This is a genomic window from Paraplanobispora takensis (assembly GCF_016863195.1).
GTDB lineage: Bacteria > Actinomycetota > Actinomycetes > Streptosporangiales > Streptosporangiaceae > Planobispora > Planobispora takensis.
On record NZ_BOOK01000074.1, the window covers coordinates 1 to 14,797 of the forward strand.

The following is a 14,797-nucleotide window of genomic DNA, read 5'->3' on the forward strand; positions in this document are numbered from 1 at the left end:
GGACATCTCCCAGCGCATCCAGGCGGTCCAGGGCCAGAGCGAGGCCGCGGTGGCCGCCATCCAGCAGATCACCGAGGTCATCGACAAGATCAACGGGTACTCGGCCACGATCGCCTCGGCGGTGGAGGAGCAGACCGCCACCACCAGCGAGATCGGCCGCAGCGTGTCCGAGGCCGCCACCGGCGTCGGTGAGATCGCCGGCGGCATCGGCGCGGTCGCCACCTCCGTGCAGACGACCACGACCGGCGTCGGCGAGGCGCAGCGCGCCTCCGAGGAGCTGGCCCGGATGTCCAGCGAGCTGCAGAGCCTCGTGGCCCAGTTCCGCCTCTGATCGACCGGGTTCCGTCTCCGATCCGCCTGACGGCTCAGTTCTTCCTCTGATCCACCGGTACCGCAACCGTCCTGTCACCCCGTCCGGGGGCAGGACGGTTGCGGCGTTCACGGGGTCCTCAGGGCCGGCGGGACCGGTGCCGATCGGTGCGCGGAGGGACCGGCCCGGGTTCGCCGTACGGCCGTCCCCTCCCCCGATGACCACGGCGCCGGCCCGGCGCGATCCCGGCGAGGGCCGGTTCGGCGAGACCTCTCGTCCGTGAGGATCTCAGAGAGGAAACCCCGTCGTGTCCCGCAAACCCGACATGCTGCGCGCTCTGCGGCACCGTAACTACCGCCTGTGGGCGGGAGCGGACTTCCTGTCGGTGGCCGGGACGTGGATGCAGGTCCTCGGCGTCAACTGGATGTTGCTGTCCATCTCGCACTCGGCCGCCAGCCTGGGGTTCGGCCTGTTCCTGCAGTCGCTGCCCACCATGCTGCTGGCCTTCGTGGGCGGCTCCCTCGCCGACCGGCTGCCCGCCCGCCCGCTGGTGCTGACCGGTCAGACCCTGCACGGGCTGCTGGCCGCCGTGCTCGCGGTGCTCGCCTTCTCCGGGGTGGACAGCGTGTGGCCCATCTACGCGGTGGCCCTGCTCGGCGGGATGGTCTCGGCGCTGGACGGCCCCAGCCTGGGCCGCTTCGGAGCGGAGGTCGTCGGTCCCGAGGACCTGTCCAACGCCCTGGCCCTCGGCTCGGTGATCAGCTCCGCGGGCCGCATCGCCGGCATGGGCCTGGCCGGCGTCCTGATCCCGCTGACCGGCACCGGGACGCTCTTCGTGCTCAACGCGGTGAGCTTCGCGCTGGTCATGGCCGCGGTGCTGGGCATGCGCGGCGGTGAGATGCACCCGCTGCCCCGCGCGGGCGCCGGTGAGATCGGGATCGTCTCCGGGCTGCGCTACATCGGGCGGACCCGCTGGCTGCTGGTCCTGCTCGGCCTGGCCTTCGTGCTGGGCGCCCTGGGCCGCAACTACCAGGTCACCATGGCCGCGATGAGCGAGGGGCCGCTGAACGCCGGCGCCGCCGGGTACGGCGTGCTGTCGGTCGTCTTCGCCGTCGGCGCCGTCCTGGGCGGGCTGTACGCGGCCTCCCGTCCCAGCCTGACCTTCCGGATCCTGTTCGCCGCCGCCCTGCTGACCAGCGTGGGACAGGCGGTCAGCGGGATCGTGCCGGGCCTGCTCGGCTTCGCCCTGGTGCTGCTGCCGATCGCCGCCGGCGCGGTGGTCCTCGACACCACCGTCAGCACGCGGGCCCAGCTCGGCACCGAGCCGACCATGCGCGGCCGGGTGCTGGCCGCGCAGACGATGGTGGGCGCCGCCTCGGGAGCGGTCGGCGGGCCCCTGCTCGGGGTGCTCTGCGACACCGCGGGACCCCGTGCCGCCCTCCTCATGGCGGGCCTGGTCACGCTGGCGGTGACGTGCGGCGCCGCCGTACTGCTGGCCCGTTGCCTGGGTCACCGGGACCCGGTGGCCACCGCGATCACCGCCCTGGGCGGGTCCCGGCGGGTCCGGCGCCCGGAGACCGCGCCGCGCGCCCGGCGCTCCGCCGCGGCACGCGGCCCCGGGCCGGCGGCCCCCGCCGGGCGTTCGGTGCGTGACGCCCGCCGCCGTCCGCGGCGCACCCGCGCCTGAGCACGCGCCGGACGGGATCGCGACGTTCCGGACCTGCACGGCACGCCTTAAGTGACCTTCCGTAGTATTTCGTGTACACAAAGCGACAATGGGAAGGGTGGATCGGGCCCGCCGGGCCCTGTGGAAGGTCCGGCGAATCCTCATCCCTTCCCCTCTCCTGTCGATAGGGAACGCGATGGACGGGCGGTGACACATGTCCCGCTTCTGGCACAGGAGGCACTCGCGTGGTATCGGTTCTGGTGGTCGACGACTCGGTCGTCGTCCGGCGCCTGATTGTCGATGCGCTGAGTGCGGATCCCGGGATACAGGTGGTCGGAACCGCGCCCAACGGCAAGGTCGCCCTATCCAAGATCGACATGTTGAAGCCCGACATCGTCACCCTGGACATCGAGATGCCGGTGATGGACGGGCTGACCACCATCAAGGAGATCCGCAAGGTCCATCCGCGCCTTCCGGTCATCATGTTCAGCACGCTGACCTCGGTCGGCGCGTCCGCCACCCTTGAGGCCCTGGCCTCGGGCGCCAGCGACTACGTGACCAAGCCGGCCAACGTCGGCAGCGTCTCCGAGTCGATCAAAAGCGTCCGGGAACAGATCATCCCCCGCATCCACGCGTTGTGCAGGACCGGCGGCCCGTCTCGCATGGGGGCCGTCAGGCCCGCCCCGCGTCCCGTCGCCCCGCTCGCCCGGCCCGCGGCCGGCGGGACGTCCGTCCCCCAGGTCGTGGCGGTGGGCTGCTCCACCGGCGGGCCGGACGCCCTGACCAAGGTGGTCAGCGCGCTGCCGGTGACGTTCCCGCTGCCCATCGTGGTGGTGCAGCACATGCCGCAGGTCTTCACCAAGATGTTCGCCGAGCGGCTCGACCGCGCCTCGGCGCTGAAGGTCGTCGAGGCGCAGGCCAACATGCCGGTCCAGGCGGGGATGGTGTACATCGCCCCCGGCGACTACCACATGGAGGTCAACCGGCGCGGGAACGGTGTCTTCACCAACCTGCAGCAGGGGCCGCCCGAGAACTTCTGCCGTCCCGCCGTGGACGTGCTGTTCCGGTCGGTGGCGGCGGTGTACGGCGGAGCGGCCCTGGCGGTGATCCTCACCGGCATGGGGCAGGACGGCAAGCGCGGAAGCGAGGTGCTGTCCGGCAAGGGCGCCGAGATCGTCGCCCAGGACGAGGCCACGTCGGTGGTCTGGGGGATGCCGGGAGCGGTCACCGGTGCCGGGCTGGCCCACGCCGTGCTTCCCCTGAACGAGATTTCCCACCATCTAATCAACCGTGTGGCCGGCGGCCGCACGGCCAGGTCCTGAGGATGAACCGATGGCTTTGACCCAACAGGAGTTCGCTTTCGTCAGCGGGCTCGTCCGGCGCGAGGCGGCGATCGTCCTCGAGACCGGCAAGGAGTATCTGGTGGAGGCCCGGCTGCTGCCGCTCGCCAGACGGACGGGCACCGTATCGGTGTCGGAGTTCGTCGCGCGGGCCCAGCGGGAGCGCGCGCTGGCCGACCAGATCGTCGATGCGCTGACCACCAACGAGACGTCGTGGCTGCGCGATCGCGAACCGTTCACCGCTTTCACCGACACCGTGCTGCCCGACCTCATGGAACGGCGCCCGGCGACGCAGAGGCTGCGCATCTGGTCGGCGGCCTGCTCCAGCGGGCAGGAGCCGTACGGCCTGGCGATGCTGCTGGAGGAGTCGCTGACGAGCAGCCGGCAGTACGAGATCTTCGCGACCGACATCTCGAACGAGATGCTCGATCGCGCGAAGGCCGGCCGCTACAGCCAGCTTGAGGTGAACCGGGGACTGCCCGTCCCGATGCTGGTGAAGTACTTCCAGCGGGCGGGTACGGAGTGGCAGGTGGGCGACGCCCTGCGCCGCAACATCTCCTTCCAGAAGGTCAACCTGGCGGCGCCGCTGCCGCCGGCGCAGCCCTTCGACGTGGTGTTCCTGCGCAACGTCCTCATCTACTTCGACCTTGAGACCAAGCGCTCCGTGCTGCGGCGCATCCGCAGCCTGATGCGTCCCGACGGCTGGCTCTTCCTCGGCGCAGCCGAAACAACCATCGGCATCGACGACGGCTTCGAGCGGGTCGTCGCCGGGCGCGCGTCGGCATACAGGCCGCGCGCTGCGACTACTGCGCCTGTCGGCGCAATGAGAAAGGGGTGACACCGCGGTGCACGCCATGGTGATCGACGATTCCCGAGCGATGAGGCTCATCCTGCGCCGCATCGTCACGCAGCTCGGCTTCGAGGTGCACGAGGCCGGCAACGGCCGGGAGGCTCTGGAGCTGCTGGAGAAGATGGACGAGCCGCCCACGGTCGCGCTCATCGACTGGAACATGCCGGAGATGAACGGGCTGGAGTTCGTCACGGCGGTCCGCTCCCAGGAGCGGTACCGGCAGATAACGCTGATGATGGTGACCACGGAGAGCGAGCACGGGCAGATCGTCCGCGCTCTGGCGGCCGGGGCGCACGAGTACGTCATCAAGCCGTTCACCCCCGAAGCCATCACGGAGAAGCTGGCCCTCCTGGGCCTCGTACCGAGCGGAACCATGTCATGACCTCTCCGACCACCGAAGACCTGCAGGCCATCACCGAGCAGGTCTGGCTGTCCTACCTCGACCCGGAGGGAGTGGCCCCCTTCCTCCCCTCGGAGGAGACCCCGGCCCTGCCCCACGTGATCGCCGCGGTCTCGGTGACGGGCGCGTGGGAGGGACACGTCGTCATGGCCTTCTCCGCATCGGCCTCGCAGATGGCCGCCTCGGCCCTGCTGGGCATCGAGGAGGAGGAGGTCTCCCGGGACGACATCGCCGACGCCGTCGGCGAGCTGGTCAACGTGATCGGTGGCAACGTCAAGAGCCTTTTGCCTGATGGTTCCCTGCTCTCGCTGCCCCACGTGGCGACAATCGACGAAGGCGTCAACAAATGGCCTGCGGCGGTGGAGGTGTGCCGCCTGCAGGGCAGTTGGCAGAACGAGCCGATCGCGATCAGCGTGTGGACCAGCAAGAGCACTGGGTAAGGAAACCTCAACTATGAAGATTCTCATCGCCGACGACAGCCGGGTCATGCGTCAGATCGTCACGAGGACCCTGCGCCAGGCCGGTTACGGGGGACATGAACTCGTCGAGGCGGCCGACGGCCGTCAGGCGCACGACCTCACCATCTCCGAGAAGCCCGATCTGGTCCTCTCGGACTGGAACATGCCGGAAATGACGGGCATCGAGGTCCTGCGGGCGCTGCGCGCGGGCGGGGTGGACGTGCCGTTCGGCTTCGTCACCTCCGAGGGCACCGACGAGATGCGGCAGATGGCCGAGCAGGCCGGTGCGCTCTTCCTGATCACCAAGCCGTTCACCGCGGACAACTTCACTGACGTTCTCGGTCCGATTCTGGGGTAGATGCCTGCCATGTCGACACTTCCGGTCCCTAAGAACATCAAGGACCTGTTCGAGGACCTGCTCGGCCGTCCTGTCACCGTGGGCGTGTCCGACCCCGCGGTCGCGGCCGACCTCAAGAAGGCGGTCATCGCCCTCTATGTCGACAACTCGCGCAAGCTCATGGCTGTGGCGGGCATGGATCTCAAGCTGGCCGCGTACGCAGGCGCGGCCATCGGCCTGATCCCGCAGGGCGGCGCCGAGGCCTCGGTCGAGGACGGGGAGCTGACCCCGATGCTGGCCGACAACGTCCGGGAGGTCTGCAACATCCTCACCGGCCTGCTCAACCAGCTGGACCTGCCCCACCTGAAGCTGTACGAGTCCTACATGCCCGGCGAGCCCGCACCCGCGGACGCCACCGCCCGCCTGCTGGCCCTCGGCGCCCGCCTCGACCTGGCGGTCGAGATCGGCGGCTACGGCACGGGCAAGTTCTGGCTCTCCCTGGCCGGCTGAAGGCCCGCAGCCCAGGCGGACAGGGAGCCCGACCCGCAGGGCGCCGTCCCCTCCCCGGAGGAGACGGCGCCTTCGGCGTTCTCAGGGCCGGGTACGGCCCTGCGGGGCTCCGGGGCCCGGTACGGCCGGCGGCTCCGGTCTCGGTGCGGCTCGGGCCTCCGGCGTTTTCCGGAACGCGGTACGGCTGCCGCCGCCCGGTGGTGTCAGCGGTCGCCGGAGCTCGCCGCCTGGTGGGCCGCGGCCAGGCGGGCCGTACGCTCCAGCAGGTCGCGCAGCGCGGGACCGGCCCGCAGGCCGTCGTGGCCGGCGGCGGGATGGGCCCGCAGGTCGGCCAGGAGCAGGCGCAGCCGGGCGGCCAGGTGCCGCACCCGGGTGGCGTATCCGGGATCGCGCCGGTCGGCGGGCACGCGGGCCAGGGACTCGGCCAGCTCGTCGAACGCCTCGGCCAGCTCCCGCGCGGCGTCCTCACCGCCCCCGGAACCGGCGATCTCGCCCGCCCCGGAACCGGCGGCCTGCCCGGCTCCGGGACCGGGGCCGGCGGCCGGAGGGCTCAGCAGGGCGCGGTGGCCGAGGAGGCTGCGGGTGCACTCCAGCAGGGCGGGGGCGTTGCGCTCCAGCCAGGCCCGCTCCCCGGACTCGGCGCGCCGGGCGGTGCGCTCGGCGACCTCGCTGCGGGGTGCGCCGCGCTCGGCGGCGGCGTGGCGCAGCAGGCGGTGCTGTACGGCCTGGCGTGAGCGCAGTCCCAGGGCGGCGGCCAGCTCCCCCAGGCTCAGCCCGAGCTCGACGCCGAGGCTCAGCAGCCGGTACTCCAGCCGGTCCAGGCGGCCGGGCAGGGCGGGGACGGCGCGGCGGGCGTACTCCAGCAGCACCAGCGCGTCCGGCACGTCGCACCGCAGCACCGCCTCGGGTACCCGCCGGCGCTCCAGCACGTAGGCGACCACCTCCAGCGGTTCGTCGGACAGGGCCTCGAGGTCGGGGTCATGGCACCGGGCTCGGCGGGCGGCGATCGCCTCCGCCCGGCGCAACGCCTCGGATTCCGGTACGGCGCGGATCGTTCTGACGGGCACCGTCAATACTGTATTGACGTCGGCCCGCCCGCACCACCTCCCCGCCCGGGCGAGCCTGCAGGACGGCGACGGAGGACAGGACGAGCAGGCCGCCGGCGAGCTGGACCGGGGTGAGGAACTCCGCCAGGGTCAGAGCGGCCAGCGCCGTGGTGACGACCGGTTCGAAGGTCGACAGGATGGCCGCGGTGGAGGGGCCGGTACGGCGCAGGCCCGCGAAGAAGGCGAGCATCGCCACGACGGTGGACACCACGGCGATGCACGCCAGCCAGAACCACCCCTGCACGCCGAAGCCGAGGCCGACGCCGCCGGTGAGCAGGGCGCGGGCGGCCAGGGTGAAGGTGGCCCCGGTCATCACCAGCGCGGAGAGCACCACCGGCGGCAGCCGGTGCACGACGGTGTCGGAGACCAGGATGTAGACGGTGTAGGTGAGCGCGGTGCCGAAGGCCATGAGCGCGCCGAGCGGATTGAAGGCCGGCCCGCCGGTGCCGAGCAGGACGAGCAGCGTCCCGCAGGACGCGGCCGCCAGGGCGGCGACCCGTCCGGGGCTCAGGTGGTCGCGGCCGAGCAGGACGGCCGCCACCGTGACCAGCAGCGGATAGGTGTAGAAGATCAGGGACAGCAGCGAGGCGTCCATCACCTCCAGGGCGGAGAAATACAGGCTCGCCTGCGCGGCGTACCCGACCGCGCCCAGGCCGAGGGCCGTCGCCAGCACGCCCGCGGTCATGCGGCCGGGAGGCGTCACCGGAGCGGGGGCCGTCGCCGGAGCGGGGGAGGAAGGGCCGCGGCGCAGGTCCGGCCGCAGGAGCAGCAGCGCCGCCAGTACGGCGGCCGCCAGGCCGAAGCGGACCAGCAGCAGCGCCGCGGGCGAGACGCCCGCGGCGTAGGCGAACTTGCCGAAGATCGCCATGGCGCCGAAGCACGCCGCCGACACCAAGCAGAGGAGGGGACCCATGTCCCCCAGCATCGGCGGCCACGACTCGTCACGTCCAGCGACGATTCATGGACCTCATTGATTAGTATTCATGCATGGTCGCGTTCGATCTCCACCGGCTCCGCCTGCTGCGCGAGCTGGAGGAGCGCGGGACGCTCGCCGCGGTCGCGGCGGCCCTGGACTACAGCCCGTCCGCGGTCTCGCAGCAGCTGAGCGTCCTGGAGAAGCAGACCGGCGCGCGGTTGCTGGAGAAGGCCGGGCGCGGTGTGCGGCTGACCGACGCCGGGCGCCTGCTGGCTCAGCACGCGGGGGTCCTGCTGGCGGCGGCCGAGGCCGCGGCGGCGGACCTGGCGGCCCTGGGCGGCGAGGTCCGCGGCACCGTGCGCGCCGGCGCCCTGCAGTCGGCGGCCCGCCGACTGCTGATCCCCGCCGTGGCCCGGATGACGGCCGGGCACCCGCGGGTACGCGTGGAGGTCTCCGAGCTCGAATTGGAGCAGGCGCTGCCGGGACTGCGCCTGGGCACGGTCGACCTGGTCGTCAGCGACGAGTACGACGGTCACCCGCGGCCCCGGCCGGCGGGGCTGCGCTTCGCGCAGCTGTACGAGGAGCCGCTCAAGCTGGTGCTCCCACCGGCGCATCCGCTGGCCCGCCGGCAGGGCCCCGTCGCCCTGGCCGCGCTGCGCGAGGAGGTCTGGGCCGCCTCCGCCGAGGGCACCGGCCACCACGCCATGGTGGTGGGGACCTGCCGGTCCCTGGGCGGTTACGAACCCGATGTGCGGCACCGTTCCAACGACGCCGACATCCAGCTCGAACTCGTGCGCGCCACGGGAGCCGTCGCGCTGCTGCCGCCCCTGACGCTGCCGGCGGCGGACGCGGCGCTGGCGATCCGCGACGTCGCCGAGGCCGACATCCGGCGCCGCCTCGTCGTGGTGACCCGGGAGGGCCCCACGGCCCCCGCGCTCCGAGCGCTGCTGGGGGCGGTGACCGACCGGGCGCGCGAGATCGCCCGGCCCCTCGGCCTCCGTGACTAGGCGGACGCGCGGTTCACCAGGACCCGGGCCAGGACGAAGGTGACGGCTCCGGCCAGGACGACGGACAGCAGGCCGACGCGCAGGCCGGCCAGGTCGGCGACGAGCCCGACCAGGAGCGGGGACAGCAGGAACCCGCCGCGCAGCAGCCAGCTGACGATGGTCAGGCCGGTGCCGGAGGGCAGGCCGGGCAGTTCGTCGGCGGTGTGCATGGCGGCCGGGACCATGGTGGCGAAGCCGAGCCCGGCCAGGGCGAAGCCGGCCAGCGTGGTCGCGACGGAGGGCAAGGCCAGCGCGGCGCCCATGCCGGCGGCGGCCAGGACGCCTCCCGCGCGGGCCACCGTACGCTGACCGAAGCGGTCCACCACGCGGTCGCCGCTGAGGCGTCCGAGGGTCATGGCGACCTGGAAGGCCACGACGGCCAGGCCTGCGGTGGCGGCGTCGGCGCGCAGGTCGCCGCTGAGGTAGATCGCGCCCCAGGACGCGCCCGCGTCCTCGACGAGGGCGCCGCAGGCGGCCAGCACGCCGAGCGCGGCGAGCATCCGCACGGCCGGAGCGGCGAACGCGCGCCGGCGCGGGTGCAGGGCGGGCGGGGCGCCCGGGTGTCCGTCGGCGGCGGCCAGGTCCTGGGCGGTGAGGTCGTGGGCGGTGGCCGGGTCCCGGACCTCGGCGGAGCGCTCGGCGTCCTCGGGGCCAGGCAGCAGGAACCGGTAGGCGGCGACGGCGACGGCGCTGAACAGCGCCGCGGAGATGACCAGGTGGACCGCGAGGGGCAGGCGGAGACCGGCGGCGGCCGAGCCCATCAGGCCGCCCAGGACGGCGCCGATGCTCCACACGCCGTGCAGCGAGTTGAGGATCGAGCGCCGGTAGAGCCGCTGGACGCGCAGGCCGTGGGCGTTCTGCGCGACGTCGACGATCGCGTCGAGCGCGCCCACGGCGAACAGCGCGCCGCCGAAGGCGACCCAGTGCGGCACGAAGGGGACGGCCAGGGTCATGATCGTGGTCACGACGATGCCGAACGCCGCCACGCGGGCGGAACCGAAGCGGCGGATCGCGGTGCCGGCGAGCAGCCCGGCCAGCAGCGCGCCGATCGAGTAGCCGGCCAGCGCGGTGCCGAAGACGGCGTTGCCCACGCCGAGGTCGGCCTTGATCTGCGGATACCGCGGGACGATGTTGAAGAACACGGCGCCGTTGGTGAGGAACAGCGCGGCGACGGCGGCGCGGGCCCGGCGCGCCTGCCGGGTGGGCGTTCCGGGCGTGGTGAGGGGAACGGCGGCAGCGGACATGGAACTTCCGATCACGTGGTGCGGGTGAGGGACGGCAGGGGCCGAGAGAGGATCAGCGCAGGAATCGCTCGACGGCGTGGCGGATCTGCTCGGGCGTCATCGGGTCGGTCGACAGGGCGCTGTGCAGGACGAGCCCTTCGATGAGCGCGTCGAGCTCCCGGGCGGTGGTGGCGTCGAAGTGGCGCTCCAGCGCCCGGCGGCTGCGCGCCATCCAGGCCTGGGTGACGGCCCGCAGAGCCGGGTTGCGCGCGGCGGCCACGTACAGCTCCACGCTGAGGACCAGGTCGTACTGCGAGCCGAGCAGATAGCCCGAGACCAGTGTGATGACGGCCTCGACCGCCTCCGTCCGGTCCCGGGCGGAGCCCAGGCACTCGTCGAAGACGCGGGCCGCCGACTCGGCGTGCCGGGTGAACGCCTCGGCCAGCACCTCCTCCAGGGAGGCGAAGTGGTAGGTCATCGACCCGAGCGGCACGTCCGCGACGCGGGCGATCTCGCGGTGCGTGGTGCCGGCGACGCCGCGTTCGGCGATGACGGTGAGCGCGGCGTCGATCAGCCGGTCCCGCCGTCCGGGGTCGTGCCGGCGAGGCCGCCGGGCGGTCGCCGGTCGCGGGTCGTCTGGAGGGGGTTTCATATGTACAAGAGTACATATGATGCGTACATCTGTACATAGCGCGAAAGGCGCAGCGATACCGGGCGCAAGGGTGGTGGATGCCGGTCCCGCAAAGGATCATGGCTGGGTGGATCTGAACTATTACGACACCCTCATCGCGGTCGCGGAGGACTGCCCGGTCGGCAGCTCGGTGGAGCCGGAGCCCAGAGGCGGCAAGAAGACGGTCGCGGTGCTGCAGTTCGAGATGCTCGACGCCGACCCGGGCGGCCTGACGCAGGAGGATGTGCTCTTCGAGAGCTGGCTGCGCCGCCAGGAGCCGGCCGAGAGGTCGCAGGAGGAACTGGCGGAGCTGCGCGCGCAGCTCTTCTCCAAGCCTCAGGCGTGCCTGCGGGCCTCGCCGCTGCCCAAGAAGTACGGCTGGGGCCTGCTTTTCGACGGGGAGGGCCGGGTGCGGCTGTGCCCGATGGAGTCGGAGGAGTATCGGCGCATCCTCGCCGGCGAGGTGCCGGAGGTGAAGGTCCTCAAGGCGATGCGGTCCAGCCGGGCCAAGTGATCCCCGGCCGGGCGGGAATCGGCGACCGGTCCGTCATGAGCGTGCCGGCATCATCGGGATGGTGCTAGCATCCGGATGATGTAATCATCCGAATTTCATGACGGATCACGGGAGCGGCGATGGCCAGGCTGACCCGGGCACAGCAGCAGGAGCGCACCCGCGCCGCCGTGCTGGCCGCGGCACGGCGGGAGTTCGCCGAGCACGGATACGCCGAGGCCAAGGTCGACCGGATCGCCGGGCGGGCCGAGCTGACCCGGGGCGCGGTGTACTCCAACTTCCCGAGCAAACGCGCGCTGTACCTGGCGGTCCTGCTCGACTCGGTCGAGCGGCCAGGGGCGGTGGCGGCCCCGCCGTCCGGCCCGCACGGGTCGCTGGGCGCCTTCGCCTACACCTGGCTGGAACGGCTGCCGCTGGCCGGCGACACGCCCGCCGACGGGAAACTGCAGCTGCGCTCGACGGCCGGGTTGTTCGACGACGAGCCGGGCCGTACCGCCTCGGCGCAGCTGGCCAGGCTGGAGGCGCTGCTGCTGGCGCTGGCGCTGGAGTCGGGCGCATCCGGGCGCGGCGGACGGCCGCGGCTGGTGCGCACGGCCGAGCTGGTCCTCACGATGCTGAACGGCGCCGGGCACCTGGCCGGCACGGCGCCCGGGTTCGGCGACCCCTTCGACGTGGCGCGCGCCTGCGAGCACCTGGCCGGCCTCGACCTCGCCGACACCTGGGACCCGCCGTACCTGCCCTTCGTCGCCCCCGCGCGGCCCGCCCGGGAGGCCTGGGAGCCGCCCGCCGGGATGCCGGAGGAGATCACCGGCCGCCCGGCCGGGTTCGGCGCCGACGGGGTGGTCGCGATTCTGGGGACCGGGCGGCTGGAGGCGGCCGAGGAGGCCGTCCGCGCCGCCCGCCCGGGCGAGCAGGTCACCGTGGCCGTGGTCACGGGCGACCCGGCCGAGATCGGGCGTCTGGCGCGGCTGAGGATCGGCGACCTCACCGCGTGCCTGCGGCGCGTGTTCCCCCCGGACGCCCGGCCCGGCCTGCGCCTCGTCGTCGACGAGCGCGGCGCCCTGGCCGCGGCCGCCGGCGTCGCGGACCCGGACGACGCCACCGAGGCCGCGGTGCGCGTCCGGGCGGGCCGGATCGTCTTCCGCGCCCGCGGGCGGGGCGCCGCCCACGCCGCGGCCGTCGCGGGCGGCCCCGTCACCGCCCGGCCGGACGAGACCGGTGGATGACCCCTCCGGCTCCTCCCCGGCACCGGGACGGGACCGGAAACGGCGAGAAAGGACCGCAGAACATGATCGAGGCACCCCGTCCGACCGATGACGACCTGCCGGTGCTGCACACCCTGCGCTGCATCGGGTTCGCCGCCCTGGAGCGCGTGGCCGAGGCGGCGGGACTGCCGGCCGCCGAGGCGGAGTCCGCGCTGATCGATCTCGCGGTGGCGGGCCTGGTCACGCACGAGCCGGGGGACTTCGGCGGGTGGAGCCTCACCGGGGCCGGCCGCGCCGCGGACGCCGAGCGGATCGGCGCCCAGCTCGACACGGCCGGCGTCCGGGCCGCGGTGACCCGGTCCTACGAGGACTTCCTCGTGCTCAACCCCGAGCTGCTCGACCTGTGCACGGCCTGGCAGATGCGCTCCGCCGACGGGTTCGCCACGCCGAACGACCACACCGACCCCGCCTACGACGCCCGGGTGATGGACCGGTTCACCGACTTCCACCGGCGCGCCGAGGTCGTCTGCGCCGACCTGTCGGCGGCGCTGCCCCGGTTCGGGCGCTACCGGGTACGGCTCACCCGCGCGCTCACCCGGGCAACATCCGGGGCGCCGCAGTACCTGGCCGACGAGATGGAGTCCTACCACACCGTGTGGTTCCAGCTTCACGAAGACCTGCTGGTCACTCTGGGCATCCCGCGGTTCTGAGGCGATGACGCGGATCCACCCGCTCTCGGCGCGGCCCGGCCCGGGCGCGGACGTCCTCGGCGGCAAGGGGCACGGCCTCCTCACGCTGCGCCGTCTCGGGCTGCCCGTACCGCCCGGGTTCGTCATCACCACCGGGGCGTGCCGGGCCTTCCTGCGCGAGGGACACCTCCCCGACGGCCTGAGGGCCGAGCTGGCCGCGGCCGTCTCCGACCTGGAGGCCGTCACCGGGCGGCGCCTGGGCGGGCCCGGACGGCCGCTGGCGGTCTCCGTCCGCTCGGGCGGCGGCGTGTCGATGCCCGGCATGATGAACACGGTCCTCAACGTCGGGCTGACCACCGGGGCCACGGCGGCGCTGGCGGAGGAGACGGGCGACGAGCGCTTCGCGCTCGACTCGCGGCGGCGGCTGCTGTCCGGCTTCGCCTCCGCCGCCCCCGGCTCCCCCGTTCCCGACGACGCGATGCGGCAGCTGGAGGCGGCCGTCGAGGCCGTGTTCTCCTCATGGGACACCCCGCGCGCCCGGACCTACCGCGAGTTGCACGGCATCGCGCACGACCTCGGCACGGCCGTCGTCGTGCAGGCCATGGTCTACGGCAACCGCGACGAGCGCAGCGGCAGCGGCGTGGCCTTCGGCCGCGACCCCAACACCGGGGAGAACGTCCCGTTCGGCGAGGTCCTGTTCGGCCGTCAGGGCGAGGAGGTCGTCTCCGGCGGGTCGGCGACCCGGCCGCTGGCCGAACTGGCGCGGCGGGAGCCGGCGGTGTGGACCGGGCTGCTGGAGGCCCTGGACCGGATCGAGGGGCACTACCGCGACGCCTGCCACGTGGAGTTCACCTTCGAGGCGGGCCGGCTGTGGCTGCTGCAGGTACGGCCCGGCGGCCTGGCCGGGCGCGCCGCCGTCCGCGTCGCGGTCGACCTGGCCGAGCAGGGCCTCATCGGCCGCCGCGAGGCCCTGCTCCGGATCCTCCCGCACCACCTCCGGCACGCCCGCACACCCCGGATAGAGGCCTCAGGCGCCATCGACCTGCTGACCCGGGGACTGGGCGCCTGCCCGGGGGTCGCGGCCGGCAGGGTGGCGACCACCGCCGACCGGGCGGCCCGGATGGCGGCCGCCGGCCCGGTCATCCTGGTGCGCCCGCAGACCTCGCCGCTCGACATGCACGGCCTGGCCGCCGCCGCCGGAGTCCTCACCGCCTCCGGCGGGCCGGGCAGCCACGCCGCCGTCGTCGCGCGGTCGATGGGCAGGCCCGCGGTCGTGGGGGCCGCGGACCTCACCGTCGAGGCCGCGGCCGCCCGCGTGCGGGCCGGGGGCCGTACCCTCCCGGAAGGCGCGCTCATCACCATCGACGGGACCGGCGGAGAGGTCGTCGCCGGCACCCCCCGCGTCGTCACGGCCCCGGCGGATCCCCACCTGCACCGCCTGCTCGAATGGGCCGACGAGATCTCCGGCGGCGGCCCCGGCCGCGACGACGCCGGACGTCTCACCGCGGCCCGCGCCGTCCTGCTGAGGAACTGACCGGACCGAGGCATGACCCGCTTCGC

General features: G+C 73.4%; 17 protein-coding genes. 13 read left to right on the forward strand and 4 right to left on the reverse strand.

Translation table 11 applies throughout. The features are described 5' to 3' along the window. From Pta02_RS37880 to Pta02_RS37915, 8 genes are all read left to right on the forward strand, one after another. The coding region (locus tag Pta02_RS37880) for a methyl-accepting chemotaxis protein (protein WP_203879855.1) at positions 1-331 on the forward strand (331 nt) is incomplete at its 5' end. A 286-nt stretch (positions 332-617) separates the two neighbouring features. Then, positions 618-1,997 (forward strand): MFS transporter, encoded by a 1,380-nt coding sequence (locus tag Pta02_RS37885; protein ID WP_203879856.1) that lies wholly within the window; start codon positions 618-620, stop codon positions 1,995-1,997. A gap of 224 nt (positions 1,998-2,221) precedes the next feature. After that, entirely contained in the window at positions 2,222-3,298 is a 1,077-nt protein-coding gene (locus Pta02_RS37890) for a protein-glutamate methylesterase/protein-glutamine glutaminase (protein WP_203879857.1), read from the forward strand. 10 nt (positions 3,299-3,308) lie between these two features. Beyond that, positions 3,309-4,154, forward strand: a complete 846-nt coding sequence (locus Pta02_RS37895) for a CheR family methyltransferase (RefSeq protein WP_203879858.1) — start codon at positions 3,309-3,311, stop codon at positions 4,152-4,154. Between the two features lie 16 nt (positions 4,155-4,170). After that, the gene (locus Pta02_RS37900) at positions 4,171-4,548 is read left to right on the forward strand and encodes a response regulator (protein WP_203879859.1); all 378 of its coding nucleotides are present in this window, start codon (positions 4,171-4,173) and stop codon (positions 4,546-4,548) included. After that, entirely contained in the window at positions 4,545-5,006 is a 462-nt protein-coding gene (locus tag Pta02_RS37905; protein WP_203879860.1) for a chemotaxis protein CheX, read from the forward strand. Before Pta02_RS37900 ends, Pta02_RS37905 begins: the two co-directional genes overlap by 4 nt. Before the next feature lie 13 nt (positions 5,007-5,019). Continuing rightward, entirely contained in the window at positions 5,020-5,382 is a 363-nt protein-coding gene (locus tag Pta02_RS37910; RefSeq protein WP_203879861.1) for a response regulator, read from the forward strand. 9 nt (positions 5,383-5,391) lie between these two features. Beyond that, positions 5,392-5,871 (forward strand): hypothetical protein, encoded by a 480-nt coding sequence (locus tag Pta02_RS37915; protein WP_203879862.1) that lies wholly within the window; start codon positions 5,392-5,394, stop codon positions 5,869-5,871. A 203-nt stretch (positions 5,872-6,074) separates the two neighbouring features. Here the strand turns inward: Pta02_RS37915 and Pta02_RS37920 are convergent, their stop codons facing one another. Together Pta02_RS37920 and Pta02_RS37925 are read right to left on the reverse strand one after the other, a co-directional pair. After that, positions 6,075-6,938, reverse strand: a complete 864-nt coding sequence (locus Pta02_RS37920) for a hypothetical protein (RefSeq protein ID WP_203879863.1) — start codon at positions 6,936-6,938, stop codon at positions 6,075-6,077. Then, positions 6,850-7,890 (reverse strand): DMT family transporter, encoded by a 1,041-nt coding sequence (locus Pta02_RS37925; protein ID WP_203879864.1) that lies wholly within the window; start codon positions 7,888-7,890, stop codon positions 6,850-6,852. Before Pta02_RS37925 ends, Pta02_RS37920 begins: the two co-directional genes overlap by 89 nt. Before the next feature lie 74 nt (positions 7,891-7,964). On the opposite strand from Pta02_RS37925, the gene Pta02_RS37930 reads away from it, so the two are divergent. Continuing rightward, positions 7,965-8,900: a LysR family transcriptional regulator gene (locus Pta02_RS37930; protein ID WP_203879865.1), complete on the forward strand. Its 936-nt coding sequence runs from the start codon at positions 7,965-7,967 to the stop codon at positions 8,898-8,900. Here Pta02_RS37930 and Pta02_RS37935 read toward each other — a convergent pair. Both Pta02_RS37935 and Pta02_RS37940 read right to left on the reverse strand, forming a co-directional pair. After that, positions 8,897-10,183 (reverse strand): MFS transporter, encoded by a 1,287-nt coding sequence (locus tag Pta02_RS37935; protein ID WP_203879866.1) that lies wholly within the window; start codon positions 10,181-10,183, stop codon positions 8,897-8,899. The genes Pta02_RS37930 and Pta02_RS37935 overlap by 4 nt on opposite strands. A 52-nt stretch (positions 10,184-10,235) precedes the next feature. Beyond that, positions 10,236-10,814, reverse strand: coding sequence for a TetR/AcrR family transcriptional regulator (locus Pta02_RS37940; RefSeq protein ID WP_203879867.1), 579 nt, complete (start codon positions 10,812-10,814; stop codon positions 10,236-10,238). Between the two features lie 106 nt (positions 10,815-10,920). Here Pta02_RS37940 and Pta02_RS37945 point away from each other — a divergent pair, with 106 nt between their 5' ends. From Pta02_RS37945 to Pta02_RS37960, 4 genes are all read left to right on the forward strand, one after another. Beyond that, positions 10,921-11,346: a DUF6157 family protein gene (locus tag Pta02_RS37945; RefSeq protein WP_203879868.1), complete on the forward strand. Its 426-nt coding sequence runs from the start codon at positions 10,921-10,923 to the stop codon at positions 11,344-11,346. A 119-nt stretch (positions 11,347-11,465) separates the two neighbouring features. Next, complete coding sequence (locus Pta02_RS37950; protein ID WP_203879869.1) at positions 11,466-12,569, forward strand: TetR/AcrR family transcriptional regulator; 1,104 nt, start codon at positions 11,466-11,468, stop codon at positions 12,567-12,569. A gap of 62 nt (positions 12,570-12,631) precedes the next feature. Then, complete coding sequence (locus Pta02_RS37955) at positions 12,632-13,258, forward strand: helix-turn-helix domain-containing protein (RefSeq protein WP_203879870.1); 627 nt, start codon at positions 12,632-12,634, stop codon at positions 13,256-13,258. A 4-nt stretch (positions 13,259-13,262) separates the two neighbouring features. Further along, positions 13,263-14,771 carry a pyruvate, phosphate dikinase gene (locus Pta02_RS37960; protein WP_203879871.1) on the forward strand — a complete coding sequence of 503 codons (1,509 nt, stop codon included), beginning with the start codon at positions 13,263-13,265 and terminating at the stop codon, positions 14,769-14,771. The last annotated feature ends 26 nt before the right edge of the window (positions 14,772-14,797 follow it).

Bases quoted from the DNA above. Each gene is read 5' to 3' on its own strand.
- Pta02_RS37895 (WP_203879858.1), top strand. From the start codon at position 3,309: ATGGCTTTGACCCAACAGGAGTTCGCTTTCGTCAGCGGGCTCGTCCGG.
- Pta02_RS37900 (WP_203879859.1), top strand. From the start codon at position 4,171: ATGGTGATCGACGATTCCCGAGCGATGAGGCTCATCCTGCGCCGCATC.
- Pta02_RS37905 (WP_203879860.1), top strand. From the start codon at position 4,545: ATGACCTCTCCGACCACCGAAGACCTGCAGGCCATCACCGAGCAGGTC.
- Pta02_RS37910 (WP_203879861.1), top strand. From the start codon at position 5,020: ATGAAGATTCTCATCGCCGACGACAGCCGGGTCATGCGTCAGATCGTC.
- Pta02_RS37915 (WP_203879862.1), top strand. From the start codon at position 5,392: ATGTCGACACTTCCGGTCCCTAAGAACATCAAGGACCTGTTCGAGGAC.
- Pta02_RS37925 (WP_203879864.1), bottom strand. From the start codon at position 7,890: ATGGGTCCCCTCCTCTGCTTGGTGTCGGCGGCGTGCTTCGGCGCCATG.
- Pta02_RS37930 (WP_203879865.1), top strand. From the start codon at position 7,965: ATGGTCGCGTTCGATCTCCACCGGCTCCGCCTGCTGCGCGAGCTGGAG.
- Pta02_RS37935 (WP_203879866.1), bottom strand. From the start codon at position 10,183: ATGTCCGCTGCCGCCGTTCCCCTCACCACGCCCGGAACGCCCACCCGG.
- Pta02_RS37940 (WP_203879867.1), bottom strand. From the start codon at position 10,814: ATGAAACCCCCTCCAGACGACCCGCGACCGGCGACCGCCCGGCGGCCT.
- Pta02_RS37950 (WP_203879869.1), top strand. From the start codon at position 11,466: ATGGCCAGGCTGACCCGGGCACAGCAGCAGGAGCGCACCCGCGCCGCC.
- Pta02_RS37955 (WP_203879870.1), top strand. From the start codon at position 12,632: ATGATCGAGGCACCCCGTCCGACCGATGACGACCTGCCGGTGCTGCAC.
- Pta02_RS37960 (WP_203879871.1), top strand. From the start codon at position 13,263: ATGACGCGGATCCACCCGCTCTCGGCGCGGCCCGGCCCGGGCGCGGAC.